19 protein-coding genes and 1 pseudogene are annotated in these 24,099 nt (G+C 73.3%); 7 read left to right on the top strand and 13 right to left on the bottom strand.

From position 1 onward, the window contains the following. Nucleotides 1-7 precede the first annotated feature (7 nt). From POL25_RS19755 to POL25_RS19745, 4 genes and pseudogenes are all read left to right on the top strand, one after another. Entirely contained in the window at nucleotides 8-1,051 is a 1,044-nt protein-coding gene (locus POL25_RS19755; protein ID WP_272087661.1) for a hypothetical protein, read from the top strand. Between the two features lie 350 nt (nucleotides 1,052-1,401). Continuing rightward, nucleotides 1,402-2,802: pseudogene (locus POL25_RS44945) on the top strand (serine/threonine protein kinase); the annotation flags it as partial. A 2,233-nt stretch (nucleotides 2,803-5,035) separates the two neighbouring features. After that, a complete protein-coding gene (locus POL25_RS44940; protein WP_373372110.1) occupies nucleotides 5,036-6,445 on the top strand; it encodes a GAF domain-containing sensor histidine kinase in 1,410 nt (469 codons plus the stop codon). Nucleotides 6,446-6,656: 211 nt separating this feature from the next. Continuing rightward, complete coding sequence (locus POL25_RS19745) at nucleotides 6,657-8,042, top strand: amidohydrolase family protein (RefSeq protein ID WP_272087659.1); 1,386 nt, start codon at nucleotides 6,657-6,659, stop codon at nucleotides 8,040-8,042. A 214-nt stretch (nucleotides 8,043-8,256) separates the two neighbouring features. On the opposite strand, the gene POL25_RS19740 is transcribed toward POL25_RS19745, so the two are convergent. The 3 genes from POL25_RS19740 to POL25_RS19730 all read right to left on the bottom strand — a co-directional run bounded on the left by POL25_RS19740 (nucleotide 8,257) and on the right by POL25_RS19730 (nucleotide 10,390). Continuing rightward, the gene (locus POL25_RS19740) at nucleotides 8,257-8,460 is read right to left on the bottom strand and encodes a DUF1918 domain-containing protein (RefSeq protein ID WP_272087658.1); all 204 of its coding nucleotides are present in this window, start codon (nucleotides 8,458-8,460) and stop codon (nucleotides 8,257-8,259) included. Nucleotides 8,461-8,724: 264 nt separating this feature from the next. Further along, nucleotides 8,725-9,297 (bottom strand): DUF4269 domain-containing protein, encoded by a 573-nt coding sequence (locus POL25_RS19735; protein WP_272087657.1) that lies wholly within the window; start codon nucleotides 9,295-9,297, stop codon nucleotides 8,725-8,727. Nucleotides 9,298-9,457: 160 nt separating this feature from the next. Continuing rightward, the gene (locus POL25_RS19730; RefSeq protein ID WP_272087656.1) at nucleotides 9,458-10,390 is read right to left on the bottom strand and encodes a LysR family transcriptional regulator; all 933 of its coding nucleotides are present in this window, start codon (nucleotides 10,388-10,390) and stop codon (nucleotides 9,458-9,460) included. A gap of 102 nt (nucleotides 10,391-10,492) precedes the next feature. Between POL25_RS19730 and ahcY the strand changes: the two genes are divergently transcribed. Next, entirely contained in the window at nucleotides 10,493-11,758 is a 1,266-nt protein-coding gene (gene ahcY, locus POL25_RS19725) for an adenosylhomocysteinase (RefSeq protein ID WP_272087655.1), read from the top strand. Between the two features lie 113 nt (nucleotides 11,759-11,871). Here the strand turns inward: ahcY and POL25_RS19720 are convergent, their stop codons facing one another. The 5 genes from POL25_RS19720 to POL25_RS19700 all read right to left on the bottom strand — a co-directional run bounded on the left by POL25_RS19720 (nucleotide 11,872) and on the right by POL25_RS19700 (nucleotide 18,045). Then, a complete protein-coding gene (locus tag POL25_RS19720; protein WP_272087654.1) occupies nucleotides 11,872-12,570 on the bottom strand; it encodes an O-methyltransferase in 699 nt (232 codons plus the stop codon). Nucleotides 12,571-12,815: 245 nt separating this feature from the next. Continuing rightward, entirely contained in the window at nucleotides 12,816-13,844 is a 1,029-nt protein-coding gene (locus tag POL25_RS19715; RefSeq protein WP_272087653.1) for a radical SAM/SPASM domain-containing protein, read from the bottom strand. 297 nt (nucleotides 13,845-14,141) lie between these two features. Beyond that, complete coding sequence (locus POL25_RS19710; RefSeq protein WP_272087652.1) at nucleotides 14,142-15,878, bottom strand: VWA domain-containing protein; 1,737 nt, start codon at nucleotides 15,876-15,878, stop codon at nucleotides 14,142-14,144. Between the two features lie 260 nt (nucleotides 15,879-16,138). Further along, nucleotides 16,139-16,789 (bottom strand): formylglycine-generating enzyme family protein, encoded by a 651-nt coding sequence (locus POL25_RS19705; RefSeq protein WP_373372109.1) that lies wholly within the window; start codon nucleotides 16,787-16,789, stop codon nucleotides 16,139-16,141. Between the two features lie 98 nt (nucleotides 16,790-16,887). After that, on the bottom strand, nucleotides 16,888-18,045 hold the full coding sequence (locus POL25_RS19700) for a choice-of-anchor L domain-containing protein (protein WP_272087650.1): 1,158 nt from the start codon (nucleotides 18,043-18,045) through the stop codon (nucleotides 16,888-16,890). A gap of 146 nt (nucleotides 18,046-18,191) precedes the next feature. Here POL25_RS19700 and POL25_RS19695 point away from each other — a divergent pair, with 146 nt between their 5' ends. Then, complete coding sequence (locus POL25_RS19695; protein WP_272087649.1) at nucleotides 18,192-19,586, top strand: serine hydrolase domain-containing protein; 1,395 nt, start codon at nucleotides 18,192-18,194, stop codon at nucleotides 19,584-19,586. 182 nt (nucleotides 19,587-19,768) lie between these two features. Here the strand turns inward: POL25_RS19695 and POL25_RS19690 are convergent, their stop codons facing one another. Continuing rightward, nucleotides 19,769-20,146: a hypothetical protein gene (locus POL25_RS19690; RefSeq protein WP_272087648.1), complete on the bottom strand. Its 378-nt coding sequence runs from the start codon at nucleotides 20,144-20,146 to the stop codon at nucleotides 19,769-19,771. Further along, a complete protein-coding gene (locus POL25_RS19685; protein WP_272087647.1) occupies nucleotides 20,143-21,393 on the bottom strand; it encodes a Ca2+-dependent phosphoinositide-specific phospholipase C in 1,251 nt (416 codons plus the stop codon). Before POL25_RS19685 ends, POL25_RS19690 begins: the two co-directional genes overlap by 4 nt. 202 nt (nucleotides 21,394-21,595) lie before the next feature. Between POL25_RS19685 and POL25_RS19680 the strand changes: the two genes are divergently transcribed. After that, a complete protein-coding gene (locus POL25_RS19680; RefSeq protein ID WP_272087646.1) occupies nucleotides 21,596-22,234 on the top strand; it encodes a hypothetical protein in 639 nt (212 codons plus the stop codon). A gap of 64 nt (nucleotides 22,235-22,298) precedes the next feature. On the opposite strand, the gene POL25_RS19675 is transcribed toward POL25_RS19680, so the two are convergent. The 3 genes from POL25_RS19675 to POL25_RS19665 form a co-directional block, all read right to left on the bottom strand. After that, the gene (locus POL25_RS19675) at nucleotides 22,299-23,321 is read right to left on the bottom strand and encodes a hypothetical protein (protein WP_272087645.1); all 1,023 of its coding nucleotides are present in this window, start codon (nucleotides 23,319-23,321) and stop codon (nucleotides 22,299-22,301) included. Between the two features lie 5 nt (nucleotides 23,322-23,326). Further along, on the bottom strand, nucleotides 23,327-23,632 hold the full coding sequence (locus POL25_RS19670) for a hypothetical protein (protein ID WP_272087644.1): 306 nt from the start codon (nucleotides 23,630-23,632) through the stop codon (nucleotides 23,327-23,329). Between the two features lie 159 nt (nucleotides 23,633-23,791). Further along, the gene (locus tag POL25_RS19665) at nucleotides 23,792-24,040 is read right to left on the bottom strand and encodes a hypothetical protein (protein ID WP_272087643.1); all 249 of its coding nucleotides are present in this window, start codon (nucleotides 24,038-24,040) and stop codon (nucleotides 23,792-23,794) included. Nucleotides 24,041-24,099: the final 59 nt, after the last annotated feature.

Here is a 24,099-nt window from a genome sequence, read left to right as displayed (position 1 = left end):
ACAGCGCATGCAGCTTCGCCTCGTCTCGGTCGCCCTCTCGTCGTCGTCGCTCGTGTGCGCTTGCGTGGGCGAGGGCGGCGGCGACGGGGCCAGCGCGACCGCCCCCCTCGGGATCACCACCGTCATGCACGCCGGGGTCGGCACGACTTTGCAAGATCTGTTGCCGACCGGCGGCGACGACACCAGCACCGGCGATCGGCCCGGCGGCCCCACCGACGCCCTCAAGCTCGACCTCGGGGTCGCCGCCGACTTCGGCAGCTCGCTCGAGGTCGGCTGCGAGACCATCGACGTCCTGTTCGTCGTCGACATCTCGGCCTCGATGAACGAGGAGAAGGCCAACCTCGACGCCAACTTCCCCGACTTCGTCGCCGTGCTCGACGCCTACGTCGGCGACAGCCAGACCGCGGCCCTCGGCTACCGCCTCGGCGTCACCAACTCCTCGATCGTCGCCAACAAGGACGGCAAGTCGACCATGGGCCTCGACGGCGCCCTGTTCGACGGCGACAACCAGTTCGACGACGACTGCGACATGGACGGCAAGCTGTGGATCGACGGCCCCGCGCCGGGCGTCTCTGCCACCTTCAGCTGCCTCGCTACCGACCCGAGATCGAGTTGCAACCTGTGCACCGACCTCGGGCGCGAGCGGCCGCTCGACGCCATCGAGATGTTCCTCGCCAAGGCCGCGCTCGGCGGCGCCAACGACGGCTTCTACCGCGGCGAGGCCTCGCTGCTGGTGATCGTCCTCTTGACCGACGAGGACGACGACCTCGCCAACACCACCACCACGCCGGCCGCGACCCGGGCCGCGCTCGACGCGTTCGTCGGCGGCGACCAGCGCTACGTCGTCGTCACCATCGCCGGCCCGCAGGCGGCCGCCTGCGACTCGGTGTTCGGCAGCGCCGACCCGGCCCCGACCCTGCACGACTTCACGTCCATGGCCGCCAACGGCCTGATGGGCGACATCTGCCAGGGCGACCTGGCCCAGGCCCTCGACCAGGCCCTCACCCTCATCCAGCTGTCGTGCGACACCCTCCCGCCGCCGGTCGGCTGAGCCGCACCCACCTGCGAGAAGCTGCAAAGGACATGTCCCCGCGAACATGACTGAAAAGTCATGCTCCCCGGGACAGCAGCGCTCCGCCCCGCCGGACGCGAGGTCCAGTCGCCGCACAGAGATCGCCGGCTCGCGCGCCACGACGTCACCGACGGCGGCGCCGCGCGACGAGCCTCACGACGCGCCCGTGATCCCGCCGCCCGCGCCCGACCCCGGGCGCCGCATCGGCGCTGCGAGGCGACCGGGGCGGCGCCGCCGGAGGTCGCTCGCGCCGCCGCAGCGTCGGCGCGGAAGCGAGCCCTCACGTCGCAGTGTCTGTCGCCCGCGCGGCAAGGCACACTGGGCCCCACATGGCCGCCGGCGACTACGAGCTCGCGGAGCAGCTGCACGACGGGCGCACCTCGCAGGTGTTCCGCGGCTTCCGCCGTCGCGACGGCGCGCGCGCGATCCTCAAGGCCCTGCGGCGCGAGTTCAGCGACGGCCCCGGCGTCGCCCGGCTGCAGCGCGAGGCCGAGCTGCTGCGCCGCTGCGCCGGCCCGGCCGTGCCCGAGGTCCTCGCGCTCGAGCGCTGGGACGGCTGCCCGGTGCTGGTCCTGCGCGACATCGGCGGCGCCTCGCTGCACCGGTTCCGCCAGGGGCGCGCGCTGTCGCTGGTGGCCCGGCTCGACCTCGCGCTCGAGATCTGCGGCGCGCTCGCGCGGGTCCACGCCGCCGGCGTCGTCCACCGCGACCTCAAGCCGGCCAACATCATCGTCCACGGCGACGGCGAGCGCGTGCAGCTGATCGACTTCGCCGCCGCGGCCGCCGGCGAGGGCACGCTGCAGTACATGTCGCCGGAGCAGACCGGCCGCACCGGCCGCGACGTCGACCCGCGCAGCGACTACTACGCGCTCGGCGTCACCCTCTACGAGCTGTTCACCGGCCGCCTGCCGTTCGCCAGCGACGACCCGCTCGAGCTGGTCCACGCCCACCTCGCGCGCGTGCCCGCGGCCCCGGTCGCGCTCGCACCTGACCTCGGGGACACGTTGTCCGGGGTCATCCTCCACCTGCTCGAGAAGAGCCCCGAGGCCCGCTACCAGAGCCTCGAGGGCCTGCGCCACGACCTCGCCCGCTGCCGCGACGCGTTCGCCCGCGGCGAGCTGCCGCGCTTCGAGCCGGCCGCGCGCGACCGCCCGCCGGGCCTGCAGCTGCCCGCGACCCTGTTCGACCGCGAGCGCGAGCTGGCCGCCCTGCTGTCCCTTTGGACAGCCGTGCGCGCCGGCGCCCGCGGCCTCGCGCTGGTCGCCGGGCCCTCGGGCGCCGGCAAGTCGGCGCTGCTGCGGGCCTTCGCCGGGGCCGTGCGCGAGGCCGGCGGCGTGTTCGTCAGCGGGCGCTTCGAGCAGGTCGAGAAAGCCACCCCGTACGCCGGCCTGCTGGCCGCCCTCGACCAACTGCTGCGCCGCGCCCTCGCCGAACCCGACGAGCGCCTCGCGGCCGTGCGCGCCGCCCTCGAGGCCGCTCTCGGCGAAGGCGCAGCCGGCCTCGCCGACGTCCTGCCCGCGCTCGCCCTGGTGATCGGCGCCCGCCCGCGCCCGACCGTCGCCGTGCCCGCCGAGGCCGCGGGCCGCTTCCACGCCGCCGTCACCCGCCTCGTGCGCGTGTTCGCCGGCCCGCACGCCCCGCTCGTGATCGCCGTCGACGACCTGCAGTGGGCCGACGCCGCCAGCCTGCGCCTCTACGACGAGCTCGCGCGCGAGCCCGACCTCGATCACCTGCTGCTGGTCGGCAGCTACCGCGACGACGAGCTGGCCGCCGCCCACCCGCTGCGCAGCCTCGCCGCCGACGTGCGCGTCCGCCTCGGACCGCTCGCCCCCGCCGAGGTCCAGCGCCTGATCGGCGACACGCTCGCCTGGCCCGAAGGACAGGCCGCCGAGCTGGCCGCGGTCGTCGCCGCCACCACCGACAACAACCCGCTGTTCGTGCGCGCCTACCTGCGCTGGCTGTTCGACCAGGGCCTCCTGGTGTGGTCGCCCGAGCGCGACGGCTGGGCCTGGGACGCCGCCGCCACCGCCCGCGCGGCCCCCGACGCCGACATCGTCGCGCTCATGACCCGCCGCCTCGCCGCCCTCGGCCCCGACGTCCGCGGCGCGCTGCAGGCCGCCGCCTGCGTCGGCGCGCGCTTCGACGCCGGCCGCCTCGCCGGCCTGCTCGGCCGCGAGCCCGCGGACGTGACCGCCGCGCTGACCCAGGCGATCGAGCGCGGCCTCGTGCTCGCCGTCGACGTCGATGTCTACGAGTTCGTGCACGACCGCGTGCAGCAGGCCGCCTACGCCGGCCTCGCCGCCGACGAGCGCCAGCGCCTCCACCTCGAGCTCGGCCGCGGCCTGCTGCGCGGCGCCACGTCGGCTGTCCTCGAGGACATGTTATTCGAGATCGTCGGCCACCTCAACCTCGCCGCCGAGCGGATCGAGGACCCCGCCGAGCGCCTGCGCCTGGCCGAGCTCGACCTCGCCGCCGGCCGCAAGGCCATGCGCGCCGCCGCCTTCACCACCGCGGTGCAGCTGCTGCGCCAGGGCCTGGCGCTGCTGCCCGAGCACGCGTGGGAGACCCGCTACGACCTCGCCTTCGCGCTCGCCCGCGACTGCATGGAGTGCGAGCACTTCGCCGGCGACCCCGACGCCGCCGCCGCCCGCTTCGCCCCGCTGCTGGCCCGCGCCCGCGACGACGTCGACCGCGCCGGCGTCCACGACCTCAAGGTCGCGCTCGAGACCGATCGCGGCCACATCCACGCCGCGCTGGCGGCCGGGCGCGCCGGCCTGGCGCTGCTCGGCGTCCACGTCCCCGCCAACGCCTCGCGCCTGGCGATCCTGCGCGAGCTCGCGGCCATCCGCTGGCTGCGCGGCCGCACCTCGCTGCGCGACCTGGCCGCGCTGCCCGCCGTCCGCGACCCGCGGATCGGCTGCGCCCTGCGGCTGCTTTGCACGATCTGCGTCTCGGCCTACCACCACCAGCCCGACCTCGCGCTGCTCTACGGCCTGCGGGCCCTCGCGCTCGCGCTGCGCCACGGCGTCAACGGCGAGTCCGCCATCGCCGTCGCCCTCTACGCCTTCGGGCACGTGCACATGTTCGACGACGCCGCCGGCGCGCGGGCCCTGCACGCCGTCGCCTATGCGCTCGCCGATCGCTTCCCCGACCCGCGCCTCGGCCCCCAGCTCGCCAACTACTGCGGCGTCTACGTCGCCTCCTGGCTCGATCCGGTCGCCATCATCGTCCCGCGGCTCGAGCGCGAGCTGCAGCACGCCAGCCGGATCGGCGCCTCGTCGATGGCGCTCTACATCTCCGCCGGGGTCATGCACGCCCGCTGGCTCGGCGTCGGCGACATCGATCAACTCCTGGCCAGCGCCCGCGCCCACGCCCCGATCGGCGTCGGCATGCCCGGCTTCGATCAGCGCCACTGGCACCTCCTGTTCGAGCGCATGGCCCTGGCCCTGCGCGGCGAGACCGACGGCCCGACCACGCTCGAGGGCCCCGACTTCGACGAAGACGCCCTCGTCGACGAGCTCGGCCCGCACAGCCGCGCCCTCGCCTCCGCCTACCACCTGATCAAGCTCGCCCTCCTCTACCACCACGGCGCCATCGATCAGGCCCTCGTCCTCTCCAAGCGGCTGCGCTGGGCTCGCGCCGAGGGCACCTTGCTGCTCGTCGATCAGATCACCCTGCCGCTGCTGGTGCTCACCGCTCGCGGCCAGCCGCTGGCCCGCAAGGCCCGCCAGCGGGCCCAGGCCTGGCTCGGGCACCTGCGCCGCTGGGCCGCCCTGTGCCCCGCCAACATCGAGGGTCGGCTGTTCCTCGTCGAGGCCGAGCTGGCCCGCTGCCGCGGCGACCACGACCAGGCCGCCCTCCTCTACCCGCGCGCCGTCGAGGCCGCCCGCCGCGCCGGTCACCTGCGGATCGAGGCCCTCGCGCTCGAGCGAGCCGGCCGCCACGCCCGCGCCCGCGAATCACATGTCCTTTCGCACATGTACCTCGGGGCAGCCGCCGCGACCTACGACCGCTGGGGCGCCCCGGCCCTGTCTGCCCGCCTGCGCGCCGAGTTCCCCGGCCTCGCCGCGCCCGCGCCCGCCCCGGTGCCCGCGCCGACCCCCGCCGACGCCCCGCCGCCGAGCGCCGGCGCCGAGGCGATCGACGTCGCCGCGCTCCTCCGCAGCACCCGGGCGATCACCGGCGAGTTGGTCCTCGACCGCTTGCTGCGCGCTCGTCCGCACCGTGCTCGAGGTCGCCGGCGCCCGCCGCTGCTTCGTCCTGCTGAACGGCGACGGCGGCCTGCAGATCGCCGCCGCCGCCGACGTCGCCCGCGAGCGGCTCGACGTCTTGCAATCTCGGGCCATGTCCGAAGAGCCAGGTCTACCGCAGTCGCTGGTCCACTTCGTCGCTCGCACCCGCCGCGACGTCGTCCTCGGCGACGTCGCCGTCGACCACGACTTCGCCGGCGACCCCGCATTGGCCGGCGTGCGCTCGGTCCTGTGCGCGCCGATCCTCGGCCACGGCGAGCTGCTCGGCGTCCTCTACCTCGACAACGACCTCGCCCCGCACACCTTCGGCAGCGGCCGGCTCGCGCTGCTGCGCCACCTCGCCGCCCAGATCGCCACCTCGATCGACAACGCCCGCCTCTACGAGGACCTGGCCCGCGCCCGCGACGCGGCCGTGCGCGCCGATCGGCTCAAGACCCGCTTCCTTCTCAACATGAGCCACGAGCTGCGGACCCCGCTCAACGCCGTGGTCGGCTACGCCGAGCTGATCCGCGAGTCGGCGGCCGAGGGCGACCTGGCGGCGATCGACGGCGACACCGAGCGAATCCGGCGGGCCGCCGCGCGCCTGGTCCGCACGCTGACGCATATCCTCGAGCTGTCGCGCGTCGAGGCCGACGTCGTCCAGCCCGCGCGCGTCCCCGTCGACGTCGCAACGCTGGTGCGCGAGGCCGTGGCCCACTGCGAGCTCGAGGCCCGCGCGCGCGGCGACGCGCTCACGCTCGCGCCCTTGCCGACGGCCTTCGTCTGCCTGACCGATCCCGCGATGCTCGCCCACTGTGTGCACACCCTCGTCGACAACGCGGTCCGCTTCACCGACCGCGGCCGCGTCGAGGTCCGCCTCGCCGCGATCGCCGTGCACGACCTCCCGTGGCTCGAGCTGCGGGTCGCCGACACCGGCGTCGGCATCGCGGCCGCCGACCTGCCGCGCCTGTTCGTCGCCTTCCAGCCGCTCGACGACGGGCCCACGCGCTCCCACGAAGGCAGCGGCGTCAGCCTCGCGCTGGCCCATCGGTTCGCCCGCCTGCTCGGCGGCGACATCGAAGTCACCAGCGCCCCCGGGCGCGGCTCGACCTTCGTCCTGCGCGTCCCGGCCCCGCGCATGTGATGCCCGCGTCCACGCTCCTCGCGCCGGTGATGCCCGATCCCTCTGTCCTGCATCCGCCCCGCGGGTGACGCCCGCGCCCTCGCGCCTCCCAGCCTCGCGCCCGTGATGCCTGCGCCCACTCCCTGCGACCCTGGGACCGGCGCTCCCTGGGCCTGGCGCGCGTCGACGTCGCCTCGACAACCCGGGGCGCCTCCGGCATCCTCGGCCGGGCATGGTCTTGCGTGGTCGTCTGCGGCCCCCGGACAGCGCCGGCGGTCGGCCCCGCGAGTACGCGCGGCCGCGCGCGTGGGCCATGCTCGGCCTCCTCGCCGCGACCGGCCTCGGCTGCAAGCCCGAGCAGGCGGTCCCCGACCGACCTGTCCCTGCGGACATCCCCGCCTCCAGCCTCACCGTCTACAAGTTCGCGCGCGTCGTCACCGCCCCGCACCAGGTCGTCGAGGGCGGCGCCGTCGTCGTCGAGGGCAAGCGCTTCCACAGCGTGCTCGCGGCCGGCGAGCCGCTGCCGGCCGGCGCCCGCGTCGTCGACCACGGCCGCTACACCGCGATCCCCGGCCTCATCGACGCCCACACGCACATCACCTTCTGCTGGGATCCCGCGTGGGGCGAGCGCGCCCCGAACGACCCGTTCCAGATCTCCCAGCCCAAGGACCGCCTCGTCCCGCTGGTCGAGGCCAACGGCCGCACCCTGCTCTCGCTCGGCGTCACCACCATCCGCGACCTCGGCTCCGACAATCACCTCGACCTCGAGACCGCCGCGCGCATCGAGGCCGGCGAGCTCGTCGGCCCGCGGATCTTCGGCGCCGCCGATGGCGTGTGGTCGTCGCGGCTCACGCCCACGGAGTCGACACGCCCCGGCCAGGCCGACGGCACCGAGCAGGTCGCCGCCACCGTGCGGCGGGAGATCGCCGCCGGCGTCAAGGTCGTCAAGCTGTGGGCCTCGACCGGCAGCGACGACGACCTCACCGGCGAGCGCACCTACTCCTTCGACGAGATCAAGACCGCCGTCGACATCGCCCACGCCCACGGCATCCCCGTCGCCGTGCACGACACCCTCGGCACCGTCACCCCCGACATCGTGCGCGCCGGCGCCGACAGCGTCGAGCACCCGCGCACGCTCTCGCCCGAGACCCTCGCCGCCATGCGCGAGCGCGGCGTCGCCTACGTGCCGACCATCCATCACAACCGCTACTACCGCGACAACATCGAGCGCTTCGGCTTCTCCCCCGACAAGCGGGCCGCCTTCGACGCATTCATCGCCGACAACGTCGCCACCGCCCGGGCCGCCCACGCCGCCGGCGTCACCATCGTCATGGGCTCCGACGCCGTCTACACCGCCTTCAGCGAGAGCACCCGCGAGCTCGACGTGTTCGTCCACGACGTCGGCATGACGCCGATGGAGGCGCTCGCCACCGCCACCACCGACGCCGCCAAGCTGCTGCGAGCCGACGACCGCATCGGCGCGATCCGCCCCGAGTTCCTGGCCGATTTCGTGGTGATCGACGGCGACCTGTCGCAGATCGAGCACATCCACAACGTGGTCGCGGTGGTCAAAGAAGGCGCCGTGGTGTTCGAGAAGCCGTCCGCCGGGCCGAACTAGCCCACAACGTGGTCGCGGGTCGTCAAAGAAGGCGCCGTGGTGTTCGAGAAGCCGTCCGCTGGGCCGAACTAGCGGCCCGCGCCGTGGCTGCCCGCCGAGGTCAGCGCCTGTACCCCGGCACATGAACCCGAGGACATGTCCCTTCGTACCTGCGCTTATGCGCATAAACCCGAGGACATGTCCCTTCATGCATGTCTCACGAGACAGACGGCGTCTAGGGCAGCGGCGCGTTCTCCGGGGCCGGCTCGTCGCCGAGGGCGTAGTCCGGCGGCGGCGTCCACACGAACTCGCGCCCGTCCGCGTACTTCACCCGGTACGGCGCCGTGCCGTCGCGCCCGAGCGCCTCGATGATGTCGCCCTCCTCGCCTGAAGGGGTCGTGACTCGCGTGCCTACCGGGACTTTGAGGGGCTGCGTCATGAAGCTGGATCTCCTTCGGATTCGCCGGCTCGCCAGGCGAACCGTGCTCTTCCTATCTGTCGACGACCACCGCCCTCGGCAAGCGACCCGCGCCCTGGTTTCGCCGCGCCGGCGACAAACCGCCGCCGAGGCCGCCAGCAGGGCGCCCGCGCGGCGCCGAGCGAGCTCGACCGCAGCCACGCGCGCTGATTGCGACGCGTGACCTCCCCGCCGACGGAGGCATTGCGACACACCCGCGGGGACCGCGACCCGATCAGCCGCGGCTCACCGCCCGGCCCGCGCCACCAGCCGCCGCAGCGCCTCGTCGTCGAGCCCCTCGAGCGCGAGCACGGCCAGGTACGGATCGTCGCCGGGCAGCTGCAACCACCGCGCGAACGCCGGCTCGGTCTTCATGCCCTCGCGCTTCCATCGCGTGATCGTCGCTACCGCCGCCTCACCCGCCAGCGCCAACACCCGCGCCTCGACCTGCAGGTGACGCCAGCCGTGCTGCTGCGCCACCGGCTGCGGCTGCCCGAACAGCTCGACCGGGAACTCCTCGGCCGTGAAGCGCACGATCGTCGACGACACCCCGCGCACTTCGGCTTGCGATGTCTTGAACCCGGGCCACGCCGCGTAGACCGAGCACGCGGCCACGAACGCCCCCGGATCGTGCACCTCGCACAGCACGTCGAGGTCGCTCGCCTCGGTATGGATCGGCAGCGGCAACGTGCCCGCCAGCGCCGGGCGAAACGCCGCCAGCCGCTCGAAGATCGCCAGCGACCGCAGCACCGCGTACGCCCGCTGCTGCCGCGGCCCACCGGTCCGCAGCCCCTCGAGATCGATCCGAGCACCGAGCATGCGCGGCGAGCATAGCCCAGCGCTCCTGATTCGTCCTGTGCTCACGGCAACCGGCCGACATGACCCGAGAGACATCTCGAATCTTCGGCCGGTCGAGCATCCGCATTCCGATCGGGCTCATCCTCCGCCTCGTCCCGATCGAGTCATGCATGACTCCGCCTCACCCCGCCGCGCGCTTCCCGAGCGCCTGCGTCACGAACGCCACGAACGTCCGCTCCAATCGGCTCGGCACCCGGTCGAGCAGGCGGACCAGCGAGATCCGGTTCGTCAGCGCTCGCTTGCGCGTCGTCACTGCCACCAGCTCGCCCTCTGCCAGCGCCCGCGCCACCGTGTGGGCCGGCACCACCCCGAAGCCCATCCCGTGGCTCGTCGCGGCGATCACCGCCTGCACGCTCTCCACCGCCAGCGTCGGCTCGAGCCGCGGCGGCACCCGCCCGAAGTGGTGGCGGAACCACCCGCGCACCGCCGGCGCGCTCGGGTGGTAGTCGACGAAGCGCAGCCGCGACAACTTTGTGAACGCCCCGCTGCCCTGCAGCGCCGCCGCCTCGACCTCCGCGCTCGCCACCAGCACCAGCGCCTCCTCCATCACCTCCGCCACCTCGAAGCCCGCCAGTCGGCGCTCCGAAGCGCCTGTCCCTTCGAACAAGTCCGCGAAACCCAGGTCGAGCCGGCCCTCCTCGAGCAGCGGCACGATCTCCGACGGGTGGCCCAGGCGCAGCGAGAAGCGCGCCCCCGGGTGTGCGCGGGCGAACCTCGCCAGCACCTCCGGCAGCCGATGCGACCCGAACTCCACCGGCGCCCCGATCTGCAGCGTCCCTGCCAGCTCGTGGCGCGCCCGGTGGATCTGCCCGACCCCCTCCTGCAGCCCCGCGACGAACGGCGCGACCACGGCGAACAGCGCCTCGCCTGCCGCCGTCGGCACGATCGCGCGGTGGCGGCGGACGAACAGCTGCGCCTTCAGCTCGTCCTCGAGCTTGGCCAGGCTCTGGCTCACCGCCGACTGCGTCACGTGCAGCGCCGCCGCGGCCGCGCTGACGCTGCGTGCCTCGTGGACGTGGAAGAACACCCGCAGGCGGTTGAAGTCCGGCAGCATTAGCTCGACTTATACCATCTCGAAAAAACCCGAACGTGACTGATGCATCGCCCTCCCGCATCTTCGCTGGCAGGAGGCCCCGCGCACCGCGGGGACCGGGACATGACGACCACCACGAGAGACATCAGCGACGACACCCTGGCCCCGCGTGGGCGTGACAAGATCGACTGGGCCGAGCGGGCCATGCCCGTGCTCGCCGCCGTGCGCGAGCGGTTCGCCCGCGAGCGCCCGCTCGCGGGCGTGCGCGTCGCGGCCTGCCTACACGTCACCGCCGAGACCGCCGCGCTCGTGCGCACCCTCCAGGCCGGCGGCGCCGACCTGCGCCTGTGCGCCAGCAACCCGCTCAGCACCCAGGACGACGTCGCCGCCTCGCTCGCGCTCGACGACGGCATCGCCGTCTACGCCCGCGCCGGCGAGGATCGCCCGACCTACTTCGCGCACCTGGCCGCGGCGCTGGCCCACCGGCCGCAGCTCGTCATGGACGACGGAGCCGACCTCGCCACGCTCGTGCACACCCGCCACGCCGCGCTCGGCGACGCCATCGTCGGCGGCACCGAGGAGACCACCAGCGGCGTCACCCGCCTGCGCGCGATGGCCCGCGACGGCGCCCTGCGCTACCCCGTGATCGCCGTCAACGACGCCGCCACCAAGCACATGTTCGACAACCGCCACGGCACCGGCCAGAGCACCATCGACGGCATCCTGCGCGCCACCAACCGCCTGCTCGCCGGCGCCTGCTTCGTCGTCTGCGGCTACGGCTGGTGCGGCCGCGGCCTGGCTGCGCGCGCCGCCGGCATGGGCGCGCGCGTCATCGTCACCGAGGTCGACCCGCTGCGCGCGCTCGAGGCGACCATGGACGGCTTCCAGGTGCTGCCGATCGCCCACGCTGCCGCCGTCGGCGACATCTTCTGCACCGTCACCGGCAACCGCGACGTCATCGGCGGCCCCGAGTTCGCGGCCATGAAGGACGGCGCCGTGATCGCCAACGCCGGCCACTTCGACGTCGAGATCGACCTCGCCGCGCTGGCCGCCGCGGCCCCACAGCAGCGGCGGATCCGCCCGTCCCTCGACGAATTCGTGCGCCCCGACGGCCGCCGGATCTACCTGCTCGCCGAGGGCCGCCTCGTCAACCTCGCCGCCGCCGAGGGCCACCCCGCCGCGGTCATGGACCTCAGCTTCGCCGACCAGGCGCTCGCCGCCGAGTACGTGCTGCAGTCCGGCCGCGCGCTCGCCCCCGACGTGCACACCCTCCCGCACGCGCTCGACGAACAGGTCGCGCGCCTCAAGCTGCGCGCGCTCGGGGTCGAGTTCGACGTCCTGAGCGACGCGCAGCGCGACTACCTCGCCGGCTGGCGCTCCGGCACCTGATCACGCGGCCGGCGAACGACGCCGCCCACCTCCGCCGATCGCTCCACCCTCCGATCCGGCATTCACCACACCGCGAGGACTTCGGCCTCGCGGGCGCGCGCCCGATCGCCCGCTCAGCGCGGGGCCTCGGCCGTGCGCACCGAATATTCGGTCCCGGAGCGGAGCGGCATCGTGATCGTCTGGAAGCCGTTCCGGGGGTCTCGCAGGTAGGCGTGGTATTCGCGGTAGTTGCCGCGAAAGTGACCGACGTTGTCCGTCAGGACCACCGCCCCCGGGCGAATGTGCGGCGCGACCAGCCTGAGGATGTCGAGCGCGAGCATCGGGAACCCGTCGTTGAGGAAGAAATCGACCTCGCCGTCGATCGACCGCAGCGTCTCGTTGGCGTCGCCCTCGCGGATCTCGACATATTCCGTGAGCCCCGCCTCCGCGACGTGCTCGCGGGCCCGCTGCGCCTTCGCCGGCACCATCTCGGTGCCGATCACCTTGCCCCCGCCGTTGTCGCGGACCGCGGCCGCCAGCCAGATCGTCGAGACCCCGAACGAAGTCCCGAATTCGACGACCTGACGGGCCCGGAGCGCCCGCACCTGCAAATAGCAGAAGGCCGCCTGATCGCGGTCGAGGGCGATGAACTTGTCCGCGTAAAACCCGAGGTGCTCGTCCTTGAAATCGATCCGCTGACCCAGGAGCAGCCGCGGCAGCACCGGCAGGTACTGTAATAGGAGCCGCGGCATCTGCCGGTCCGCCTCGGCGTGAAGCCGCTGGAGGACGCGCGCGGTCCGACTGTCGAGCAGGTCGAAGGCTGCGTGGCTCATGCTTCCACTTCTTTCGTGCGCATGATTATTTGATAACGAATTTCAATATCACCGTCAAGGCGCGAATTTCGCCCCACAGCCGCCTCCGCAGCTCGATTCCGCGCCCGACCTCACCCTGCCGCGCCGCCCTCGTGCGAGTACACGGCGCTGCTGATTTACGCCTCGCTGCCGCGTCACGAAATCACATGACCCGAGCCGCCCGCGGCTTCGCCTCACCTCAAAGCGAGTCCCATGAAATTGCGCAGTCAGATCCACGGCGGATTGACGTGACAGCCGCCGCAGATCCGGTGCTCGTGACGGCGCTCCTCGCGGTGACGCTCGCGCAACCCCGCGTAGGCGGGCCCGTGGAAGATCTGGCGCAGCGTCTGAGCATTCGCGTCGCCGAGGATCAGCTCGCGCAGCGCCGCGTCCTCGCTGCACGGCGACACCCGCCCGTCGGCGTACACATACATCTTGCGCCACGGCGCCGGGCACGGCATCTGCGGCCCCGCGTCATCCACCACCGGCAGGTGCCCGCGCACCGGCACCGACCGGTCCGTCTGCTGCGCCTCACCGGGCCAGCCGGCCCTGACCCGATCGACGCGCGGCCGCCAGTAGCGCACGAACTCGGGCAGCTCGTCCTCGGCCAGCGTCACGCACGACACCGTCACCTGCGGCACCTCGCCCACGTGGGCCCGCCGCAGCGCCAGGAACTGCTCGATGTTGGCGTGCACGAGGTCGCGCGGCCGCGGCGGCATCGTGGCCTCGTGGACCGGCTTCGAGCGCCCTTGGACGCTGAATTCGACCTCCGCCCAGCCGCCGAGCTCGAGCATCGTCGCCGCCAGCGCGGGCGTCAGCATGCTCGCGTCGGAGGAGAATCGGTACGTCATCCCCGCCATGCGCACGTACTGCAGCCGCTCGATCCAGCGCGCGTCGATCATCGGCTCGCCGTGGATGCTGAGGCCCACCGAATCGACGCCCCACGCCGACGCCTCGTCGACCAGGCGGCGGAACAGGTCCATCGCCATCACCTCCGCCATCGTGCTGGGGTCGCACCGCGCGCCGCGGCCTTTGCCCAGCGAGACCGTCTCGAGCCACAGCAGCGGCGGCGCCCCGGCCTGCACCGCCGCCTCGGCCCCCGCCACGCGCTGGTGGACGAAGCGGCGGAACACGGGAGTCCGCTGCAGCCGCGGCGAGCGATAGACCTGCTCCGCCAGCGCCACCGCCGTCGGCGAGCGCGCCACCATCCGCCGGGCCCGCGCCAGCAGACCGTCCGCAGGTGCGACCCCCGTCATGACCGCACCTCCGCGCCGCCGCGGCGAATGTCGTCACATGGCCCTCGAGACATCTCCATAAAATCCTCCGCGACGCCCGCCGCCGATCGCTCCGCCGACCCGCGCTCGCGCCCCTGATCGTTGCAGTGGCCGGGGCGCGGGTCGTCCGTCTCCGCAGGGCGTGTCGGCGATCACGGGCGCGCCGCGTGGCCAGCCCGACATCCGTCCGTCTCCGGAACTGCGACGCTTCGTGCATGGCCACCCGCCGGGCCGCCCGTCACCGCCGCGATCGACGACGAGGCAGCTCGGCGCCTGCCGTCACAGCAGCGGGCACTGGGCGGCCGGGTTCGTAGCGACCTCGCACGTCGCCTCGATCGTCACGCCCAGCGGCGCCGGCGCCGAGCGCAGGAGCAAGAACTCGAGGTTCCAGCCCTGGTCGACGCACACGCTCGACATGTCGTCAATGGGGCTCGGCGTGCTGCCGTCCGGGTCGAGCAATGGGGCGAAGCAGGCCGTCACCCCGGCGGGCACGACCCAGTTGTCGTCGAGCGACTCGCACGGGAGCAGCCCCACGCGGGTCTGGGCCGCGTCATCGACCTCGAACACCTCACAGAGCGGATCGAGCACCGCCGTATTGGGATCGACGTCGGCGACGCACAGCGGCATGCAGGCCGGGCGGATCTGGTCGGCGATCCGCGACGCGATCGCGGCCAGCGCGGCGCTGTAGTCGTCCTCGCAGATCGAGAAGATGTCGCGCCCGTCGCCGACCGCGAACGCCTCGGCGACCTCGCGCTCGCGCACCGGCGGGACCGAGCCGAGCGCGTCGCCGTCGACGCAGCCGAAGCCGATGCCGAAGCTGTTCTGGACCTCGGGGTCGGCCGCGTCCGCGTACACGATCTCGGCCTGGTGCGACTCGTAGCCGGGCGGCACCCCGGCGATCATCATCATCCGCACCTCGGCCAGCGGGTCGAGCTTGCGCTTGTCGTCCTCGATCGCCTGCAAGAACGCGACGTACTGCGTCACCGATGGCAGCACCGCCGCCTCGTCGGCCACCCCGACCGCACCCGTGATGTCGTGGTTGTCCGCCGCGCAGCCCGCGAACACCGGCCCGGGCCCGTCGCAGCGCACGCCAGCGTTCCAGCACAGGGCGCTCGTCGGCACCACTCCGTCGGGGTCCTCCCAGAACACCTTGTTGGTGGTGAAGATCTCGTCGACCTGGCGCGAGCAGTCGGTCTCGTCGCTGAACACCACCACCGTCAGGCTCGCCTGCGGGCGCAAGAACCCGAAGTTGCTCGGCGAGCCCGCGTCGGTGGTCCGCGCGATCGCCCGGAACATCGAGTCGAGGTGCGACTCGAAGCCGCAGCCCGTCACCCCCTGCGGCATGAAGCACTGCAGCGCCTGCGCCGGCGTCACCCCGTCGGGCAGGTTGGTGTGCAGGCCGTCGACCTCGACCCACTTGCGCGGCGCCAGCTCGCCGCCCGACGCGTGGGTGGCCGTGGGCTTGATCGGCAGCTGCGCGTCGCCGAGCTCGCACGTCGCGGTGCACGCGGCCGACACGTCTTCGAGCACCCCTGGCACCTCGAACTCGCCGGCCGCCACGCGCTCGAGGCAGCTCGTGAGCACCAGCTCGCCGTGCTCCGGGCCGGTGGACGCCTCGGCGCAGCGCGGGTTGCCGTCGTCGGTGGTGGTGATGCCGATGCGGTAGCGCAGGCTGCCGAGCGCGTCGACGAACGCCGGCATGGCCGCGGCCAGCTTGGCCTGCCGGGTCGCCATCGACACCGAGTTGTCGATCACGAACAGGATGTCGGCGTCGTTGCTGCCGGCGATCAGCACCGTCTGCGCCGGCTCGGGCCCGTCCGTCGTGCCCTCGCTGTCCGACGTCGGCCCGTCGGTCGGATCGGTCGTCGTCGGAGCGACCGTCGTCGGAGCGGTCGTCGCCGGATCCGTCATCGACCCGTCCGTCATCGTCCCGGCGGTCGCGGGCCCCCCCGTGTCGCCGTCGCTGTCCGTGTCACCGCCAGGGTCGCGCTCGGTGCAGCCCGGGGCCGCCGCCATCGCCATCCACAAGCCAAATTTCCGCGGGGAGCCAAGCCAAAAATAGTTTCGCATCTTCCGAGCATAGCCCATGACTCGCCCATCGCGCGCCGCGATCGCACGCCGCCCGTGGACCCAGGAGGCGCGCGTCCGTGCTGCACCGCCCATGTCTCTTGGGACATGTCGAAACAGTCATGTCCACCAGGAACCACGTTCACGCGGCCCCGACTCCGAAGAATGACATGTCCCCAAGGACATGTCCATTTCGCCAGCCGATCGCCTCAGATCGAGCGCGCCACGCGAAATCCGAGGTCGTCGACGCGGAAGGTCGGGTGGCTCTTGCGCCGGCACGAGGCCCGCAGGCCGCGCGGGCGGTCGTTCCAGCCCCCGCCGCGGAACACCCGATACGGCCCGTAGACCTTCGGATCGTAGACGTCCCAGCACCACTCCCAGGCGTTGCCGATCGTGTCGAAGAAGCCCCACGCGTTGGGCTCGCGGGTCGCCACCTCGTGCGGCGCGCCGCCCGAGTTGTCGCGGTGCCACGCGATCGCGTCGAGCTCGCCATAGCGCTCGCCCGTCGTCCCAGCCCGGCACGCGTACTCCCACTCCGCCTCCGACGGCAGGCGGTAGCCGCCCGCCGCCGGGTCGCACGTCACGTCGCGCGCCTCCGGGTCGCCGCCGATCGCGTAGCACGGCCGCAGCCCCGCCTGCAGCGACAGCGCGTTGCAGAACCGGACCGCGTCGTTCCACGACACCTCGGTCACCGGCGTGCGCGGCCCCGCAGGCGACGGCGGCGCCTCGCCGTGCACCGCCGCGTACAGCTCGCGGGTCACCGGCACCGCCGCCAGGCGAAACGCCGCCACCGCGACGCTCCAGTTCGTCTTCGAGCCCTCGTCGCGCAGGGTCACCGACGCCGCCGGCAGCGCGATCATCCGCGCCTCGAGTTCGTCAAGCAGCGTCGATGCGATCGTCATGGCGGGCGGGCGAGCCCTGGTTCCTACCGACCGCGCCGCGCCCTGTCAATGCGACCTCAGCCCACCGGCTCGGTCACCGGACCGGTCGCGTCGCCGCAGTGCCACTGGAAGTTGTCGACCAGCACGAAGCTGTCCCAGTTGACGTCGTCGAGGTCGAAGATCGCCAGCACCAGCTCGATCGTCTCGCCCGGCACCACGTCGGCCGTGGTCGTCAACCACTTGGTGCCGGCGCTGTAGCGCATGCAAGTGCCGGCGAATTCCGGCAGGTCGCCGCCGTCGTCGTAGAGCTCGAGGAACGCCGCGTTGAGCGACAGCGCCTTGCCCTGGGCGTCGAACGAGATGTTGCCGGTCCAGTGCTCCGACTCGAGCCAGCCGATGAACATGTCGTTATACGGCTGGTCCTGCCAGATCGGGTACTCCTTGGTGAAGAACGCCAGATCGAAGCTGAACGACTCCGCCCCGTCCGGCACCACCGCGGTGAAGCGCAGCTCCTGATAGTCGTACTTGAAGCCGCTCTGGTCGAACTGGTTCTTGACCGTCTTCGAGCAGTCGCCGGTGCCGACCAGCGACGGGTCGCTCAGGCAGTCGCCCTGGACCGGCTGCTTGGTGATCGGCGGCGGGAACTTGGTCGTGTCCATGCCGTCGCCCGGCGAGAACCACGAGTTGCAGTGATACGACACGTCGCCCGCGTCGGCCGGCGCGTCGTGCATCTCCGCCAGGTCGCCGGTGCTGAGCACGAGGAAGCTGTCGCCCTCGCGCGGCGTGAACGTGTCCGCCTGGCCCCACTGCGAGATCACCCGCAGCCCGTCCGGGTGGCCGTCGAAGCCGCCCGTGACCGCCAGCTCGCCGGGGCAGTTGAGCCCGATCGCCTGCAGCGGATCGCCGTCGACCGCGTCGCAGGCGACGTGCTGCTGCGCCGCGCACTCGCTCGGGCCGCCGAAATCCGGCATGCCGAGGTCGAGCGCCGGACCGCCCGTCGCGGTGCTCGTCGAGGTCGCCGCGCCCGTGCTGTCGTCGACGCTCGTCGCGCTCGCCTCGCCCGACGACGTCGGCGTCCCGCCGGTGGTCGGCTCGCCTGACGTCGTCGTCGTCAGCGAGGTCGCCCCCGTCACCCCCGTCGCGCTCGTGTCCGCGCCGCTGCCCACGTCGCCGCACGCCAACACCTGCACCGCCACGGAGGCCCCCAGCAGTCCCTGCCAAGCCGAAGATCGCATCGGTCCGCACCGTATCACGCCCCGCCAGCCCTCGCGCGCCCGCGCGCCGCGAGCACGGATGCCTCAAGTCACTCGCGGCCCGCCTGCCGCACCGACTCGCCTGTCCGCGCATGCATGACGCGCCGAGGCGGTACACTCGCCTGCACGTGACCGCCACGCCTGCACCCTCTCGCCTGCGTCGGCGGCTCCTCGTCGGCCTCGTCCTCGTGCTGCTGGCCGCGCTGGTGTTCGCGGCCGGCTGGATCCTCCCGACCGCGACCGGCTACGTGGCCAAGAACGCCTGCTCGGCCGTGTTCGTCGCCGGCCGCGATCCCGACCGCGTCGGCGCCGAGGACCTCGCGCCGCAGTGGTACGTGTCCTTCACCGTCGACCGCGAGCGCCGGCGCGTCCACGCCAGCGTGCTCGGGCTGGCCGGGCGCACCGCCGTCCACCGCGACGGCCTCGGCTGCGCCCTCGCCATCGGCGTCGAGCCCGACGCCCTGCAGGCCCAGACCCTCGCCGTGACTCACGCTGCGGCCGCGGACGCGCCGTGGCCCGCCGGCGAGGGCGAGCGGATCGCCGCCGATCCACCCGGCCTCGATCGCGCCGCGCTCGACGCGGCCGTCGCCGCCGCCTTCACCGAGCCGAACCCCGAAGCGCTGCGTCGCACCCGCGCCGTCGTCGTCGTGCACGGCGGGGCCATCGTCGCCGAGCGCTACGCCGACGGCTTCGACCGCGACACCCGTCACCTCGGCTGGTCGATGGCCAAGAGCATCACCGGCGCGCTGGTCGGGATCCTCGTCGGCCGCGGCCTGCTCGCCCGCGAAGCGCCCGCGCCGGTGCCCGCGTGGGCCGGCGACGCCCGCCGCGCGATCACCCTCGATCAGCTGCTGCGCATGAGCAGCGGCCTGCAATTCGAGGAGCGCTACGGCCCGCTCGCCGACGCCACCCACATGCTGTTCGAGGTCACCAACGCCGCCGACGTCGCCCTCGCGCGCCCGCTCGCGCGCGACCCCGACACCGCGTTCGCCTACTCGAGCGGCACCAGCAACATCCTCAGCTGGATCGTGCGTAACCAGTTCGCCGCGCTGGCGGACTACCACCGCTTCCCCCACGAGGCCCTGTTTGCGCCGATCGGCATGCGCTCGGCCGTGTTCGAGACCGACGCCGCCGGCACTTTCCTCGGGTCCTCGTTCGTGCACGCGACCGCGCGCGACTGGGCCCGCTTCGGCCTGCTGTACCTGCGCGACGGCGTGTGGGACGGCGCGCGGATCCTGCCCGAGGGCTGGGTCGCGTACAGCCGCACGCCGACCCGCACCGGCCCCGGCGACTACGCGGCCCACTTCTGGGCCAACGCCCCCGACCCGGCCGACCCGGCCAAGCGCCGCCTGCCGCACGTGCCCGCCGACGCCTTCCAGGCCTCCGGCTTCCAGGGCCAGGCCGTGCTGGTCGTGCCCTCGCGCGACGCCGTGATCGTCCGCCTCGGCATGACCCACGACCGCGCCGCGTGGGACCTCGACGGCTTCGCCGCGTCGGTGCTCGCCGCCCTCCCGCCGGCCTGAGCGGAGCGCCGAGACGCGGGGCGCAGGGCGTCACGCGGAGACGCGCCGAGACGAGACCAGGCGGCGGCACCGTCGGTCGCGCGCGAGCCGCACTTCGACATGTCCATCAGGACATGCTCCATAGAGCATGTCGTCGAGGTCATTCCCGTTCGGACATGTCCTCTGCGACATGTCCCCGGCGATCAGCCGCCGCGCGGCAGGTTGACCTCCTGCTCCAGCACCCAGCGCCCGCCGCGGCACCACAGCGCCTCGCTGTGGCCGCCCGGCTCGCCCCACGACAGCACGCAGTACCCGTCGCCCTCGCGGCACGGCGCGCCGGACTTCGGCGTCGGCTCGCAGCGACCGTCGACGCCTCGCTGCTGCGCCGGCGGCCCCTCGCCGCTCGCGGCCTCGCCCGCGGTCGACACCGTATCCGGGATCGTGGCCGCCGGGTCCACCGACCTCGTCGCCCCCGCCGCGTCCACGCTCCCCGCCGCCTCGCCACCCGGCCGGCTCGGCGCCGGTTCGCCGCGCCCGCAGCCGCCCAGCAGCAACCCGACGATCACGACCACCGACCTCACAGGTCCTCCAGCGCCACGCTCGTGCACTCCGGCGGGGCCGTCACCGGGTTGCAGCGGGCCGGGTTGCCGTCGGCGAAATCGAGGAAATACCCCATCCCGTCGACGGGCGCCGGGAAGTCGTCCTTGAGCATGTGGATCCCCGCGGCCCTGGCGAGCTCCGCCTTGGCCGCGCACGCGGCGTCAGCGTCGCCCGCCCCGCATACGTTGGTGGCGATCAGCATCGACGCCGCATGGGCCGCCGCGATCGGCCCGTCCTGATCGACCCCGAGCTTGGCGATCGCAGCCCACCCGGCCGAGAACTGATTCGGCGTCGCCCGGGCGAACATCGCCCGCCCGGCCAGCGACGTGAACCCGTCGGTGTAATTCTCCGCGTGGCCGTCCTCGACGTTGAGCAGCACCATCAGCACCTGCCCGCGCAGCTGCCCCAGCGTCGGCCAGCCGTCGGCCTCGAGCGCCGCCCGCACGCTCGGGTGCCCGGCCTGCAGGTCGTCGGGCGTGAACAGCTGCTCGGGCGGCAGAACCTCGCGGATGGTGTCGTCGAGCGCGTCGAGGTCCGACGCGCCGATCGGCAGCCCGCCGGTCGAGTCCTTGATCTCGATCCACACCACGATCGGCAGGTGGCCCGGGTGCGCCAGCGACCAGTCGCGCACGATGCCGAGGCACTCCGGGATGTCGGTGCAGGTCGCGGACGAGTCGATCACGGTGATGTGATAGACCTCGAACTCGCCGATGCCCTTGTGGACGTCGAGCTCGAAGGCCCGCACGCCCTGCTGGCCGAGCTGGATGTCGAGCGGGGCGTGGCTGTACTCGTGGCTCGGATCGAACGGCAGCAGCGGCTCGACGTGATAGCTGTTGTGGGTGCCCTTGACCTGCACGTGCTGCAGGGTGAGCAGGTCGTCGAGCGAGTCGCCGTCGGTGGTGTCGCCGTCGGTGGTGTCGCCGGTGGTCGTGGTCGTGGACGTGCTCGTGCTCGTGCTCGTGCTCGTCGAGGTCAGCGCCTCGGTGGTCGTGGTCTCCGCGGTGGTCGTGCCGGTCGTCGAGGAGGTCTCGCCGCCGGTGCCGCTGCCCGACGTCGGCGCCACGGAAGTCGTGGGCGCCTCGCCCGTCGTGCCCGTGCTGCTCGTGCTCCCCGGGCCCGTGCCGGTCGAGGTCCCCGTCTCGCTCGCCCCGCCCGGGCTCGGCTCGCCGCACGCCGGCAGCCCCAGCACCCCGCACAACACCCCGCACAGCAGCCCGTTCCCGCGCATGCGAGCATCCTCGCACGCGCCCCGCCTCGCTGTCACGATCGGTCGCCGCGGCTCGCACGACCCCGAGTTCGCCGACGCCCCGCCGCCCGAACCCGCGACCTCGAACTCGGCCCACGACCGCCACCGCCCGCGATTGTCCCCTCCGCTTTCGGGTTCGCTCGCCCCGATGCGCCCGCGCGTGCCATGCTGGCCCCGGGCCCGCATGCACCCGCAGCCTCTCCCCGTCGTCCGCGCCTTTGTCCGCGACCAGGACCCGGCCTTCTACGGCCGCTATCGCCTGTGGTTCCAGCAGGTCACGCCGTGGCTCGACGACTACCGGGCCCTGATCCCCGTGCGAGCGGGCGCCACCGCCGAGCTCGACGCCGCGATCGAGGCCCTGCCGGCGCAGCACTGGCCGCTCCGACGCATCAACCGCGACGCCCACGCGTGGGGGTGGTCGCTCGACCACGGCGAGCCCGGTCAGGACCTGCTGTCGCTCGAGCTGCTGTCGGACGTCTGCTACATCGACGCGCGCAACCTCCACTGGGCGCTCGATCGCCTGGCCGTGCACCTCGCGGACGCGCGCCTGTTCGTGCGCTCGACCGGCGACGGCGACGACCGCTGGCTCGACGAGTACACCCTCGCCGAGGGCTGCGCCGAGGTCCGGCGCTGGCGCTGCCCCGAGCCCGACTGGCCGGGCGTGTTCGCCGTCTACGAGGCGCTCGTGCGCGAGCGGCCCGACGACGCCGAGCTGCGCCGCTTCGTCGCCTTCGCCCACCGCGAGCGCGCCGCCGCCCTCGGCCGCGACGTCCGCCGCGTCCGCGAGCACCTGGCCCGCGCCGCCGCGCTCGACGAGGCATGACCTCCGGGACATGCCCCGCGAGACATGCCCTCGAGGACATGACTCATCAGGCATGCCCCAAGCATCATGCGGCCCGGCCGCGCGAGCGCCAGATCACCGCGTCGACCACGTAATGGTGAAAGTTGACAGTCTGATGGCACACCAGCACCAGCGGCAGCACCTCCCACGTCATCCGCCCCGTCGCCTGCCCGAGCGCGAAGTAGAAGGCCGACGACAGCGCCAGGCACACCAGCACATAGCGCAGCACCTGGTCGGGCTGGCACAGGCGCGACAGGAACGGCCGGCGCGGGTCGATCCCGCCGCGGAACCGGCGGGCGTTCATCGCCCACACGAACAGCAGGTACTGCGCGTTGTGCCAGATATTGATGAAGAGCCAGCCGAGGGTGATCTCGCGGACCACGAGGTAGCTGACCGCCGTGATCACCACGTGCGACAGCACGAACAGCGCGTGCCCGGTGCTGCGCGGCCGGCCGGCGCCGGCAGCTCGCACGTGCCGGACCGTCCACAGCGCCAGCGCCCCGACGGCCAGCGCCCCGGCGACGATCACCAGCAACCGCGGCGCCGGCGGCATCCAGATCGGCCCGCCGTAGAACAGCCGCGGCTCCTGGTGCGCGCGGTGCAGCAGGCCCCACAGCGGCCAGGCGAACACCACCAGATCACTGAGCCGATCACCCCCCGGATCGGCCCCTGCATGGCGGTGATAGGCGCGGGCGATCCCGTAGCTCTGGCGGGTATAGTGCCACGATTGCCAATAGAAGTAGATCGTGTTGAGCGCGAGCACTCCGCCGAGCGCCACCGCCCCGGCCGTGCCCGCGAACACCAGCAGCGGCAGCCCGAACAGCAAGAATCCGTGGGCGCGCGCCGCCTGGCGATCGAACGCGATGCGCGTGAAGGTCGAGGCCGCGTGCGGGTAGGCCAGCAGCCAGAAGTCGAGGGCGAGCACCGCGGCGAACAGCGCCGGCGAGGCGCACGCCGCCCCGCCGAGCACCAGCGCCAGCGCCAGCACGCCGACGATCAGCGAAAGATCGAAGCGCGGCCCGCGGAGCCAGTCGGCAGATCCGTGGGGCTCGTGCGCAGGCTCCCGCATCCCGCTCAGGTCGGCGGCGGCAGGTGGGGCCGCGGGACCGGCTGCGGCTCGGGGTCGGTCCTGGGCTGCGGCTCCGGCTGCGGCTCCGGCTGCGGCACGGGCTGCGGCCGCGGCTCGACCCTGGCGTCGGGCGGCGGGGCGTAGGGCTGGTCGCCGGGCTGTTTGGGCGCAGCTTCCTTCTCGCCGGTCTTCGGCGCCGGGGCGGTGCCGGTGCAGCCGGCCGCCGCGAGCGAGAGCACCAGAGCCGCGAGCGCCAGCGGCGTGCGACGGGACGGGAGTGCGGTGGCGGGTGGTTCGGGCGGCTTCGACATCGACCTCACGCTACCACGCCGCCGCCCCGGCCACACCGCGCGCGGCCGCTCTGTCCCGGAGGACATGCCTGAAACGACATGTCCTCATGGACAAGTCCGTGGAGACATGCCCTTTGCGGCATGTCCTCATGGACATGTCCTTTCGGCTCCCGCCCGCGCTCACGTCACCGGCGGCGGGTGGTCCTCTGGACGGGGCACGATCGGATCCGGCTGCGGCTCGGGCTCGGGCTGCGGCGCGGGGCCCGGGTCCTGCGCGGGGCGGGGCTCGGCCGCCTGGATCGGCTTGCTGCCGCCGGTCTGGGCGCAGCTCTCGAGGGCGAGCAGGGCGGCGCCGCCGAGGAGGACCATCACGGCGGCCGCGGCGACGCCCCGCGAGGCCAGCCGCTGCATCGGGTCGGACGTGGGCATGTTCGCCAGGCTAACACGCCGGCCGGCCCCGAGGCGCGCGCCGGGCGACCCGCCTGGGC

This window comes from Nannocystis bainbridge, assembly GCF_028368995.1.
Taxonomy (GTDB): domain Bacteria; phylum Myxococcota_A; class Polyangia; order Nannocystales; family Nannocystaceae; genus Nannocystis; species Nannocystis bainbridge.
The sequence above is the reverse complement of the archived record's forward strand: the minus strand, read 5'-3'. Positions and strand labels throughout refer to the sequence as shown.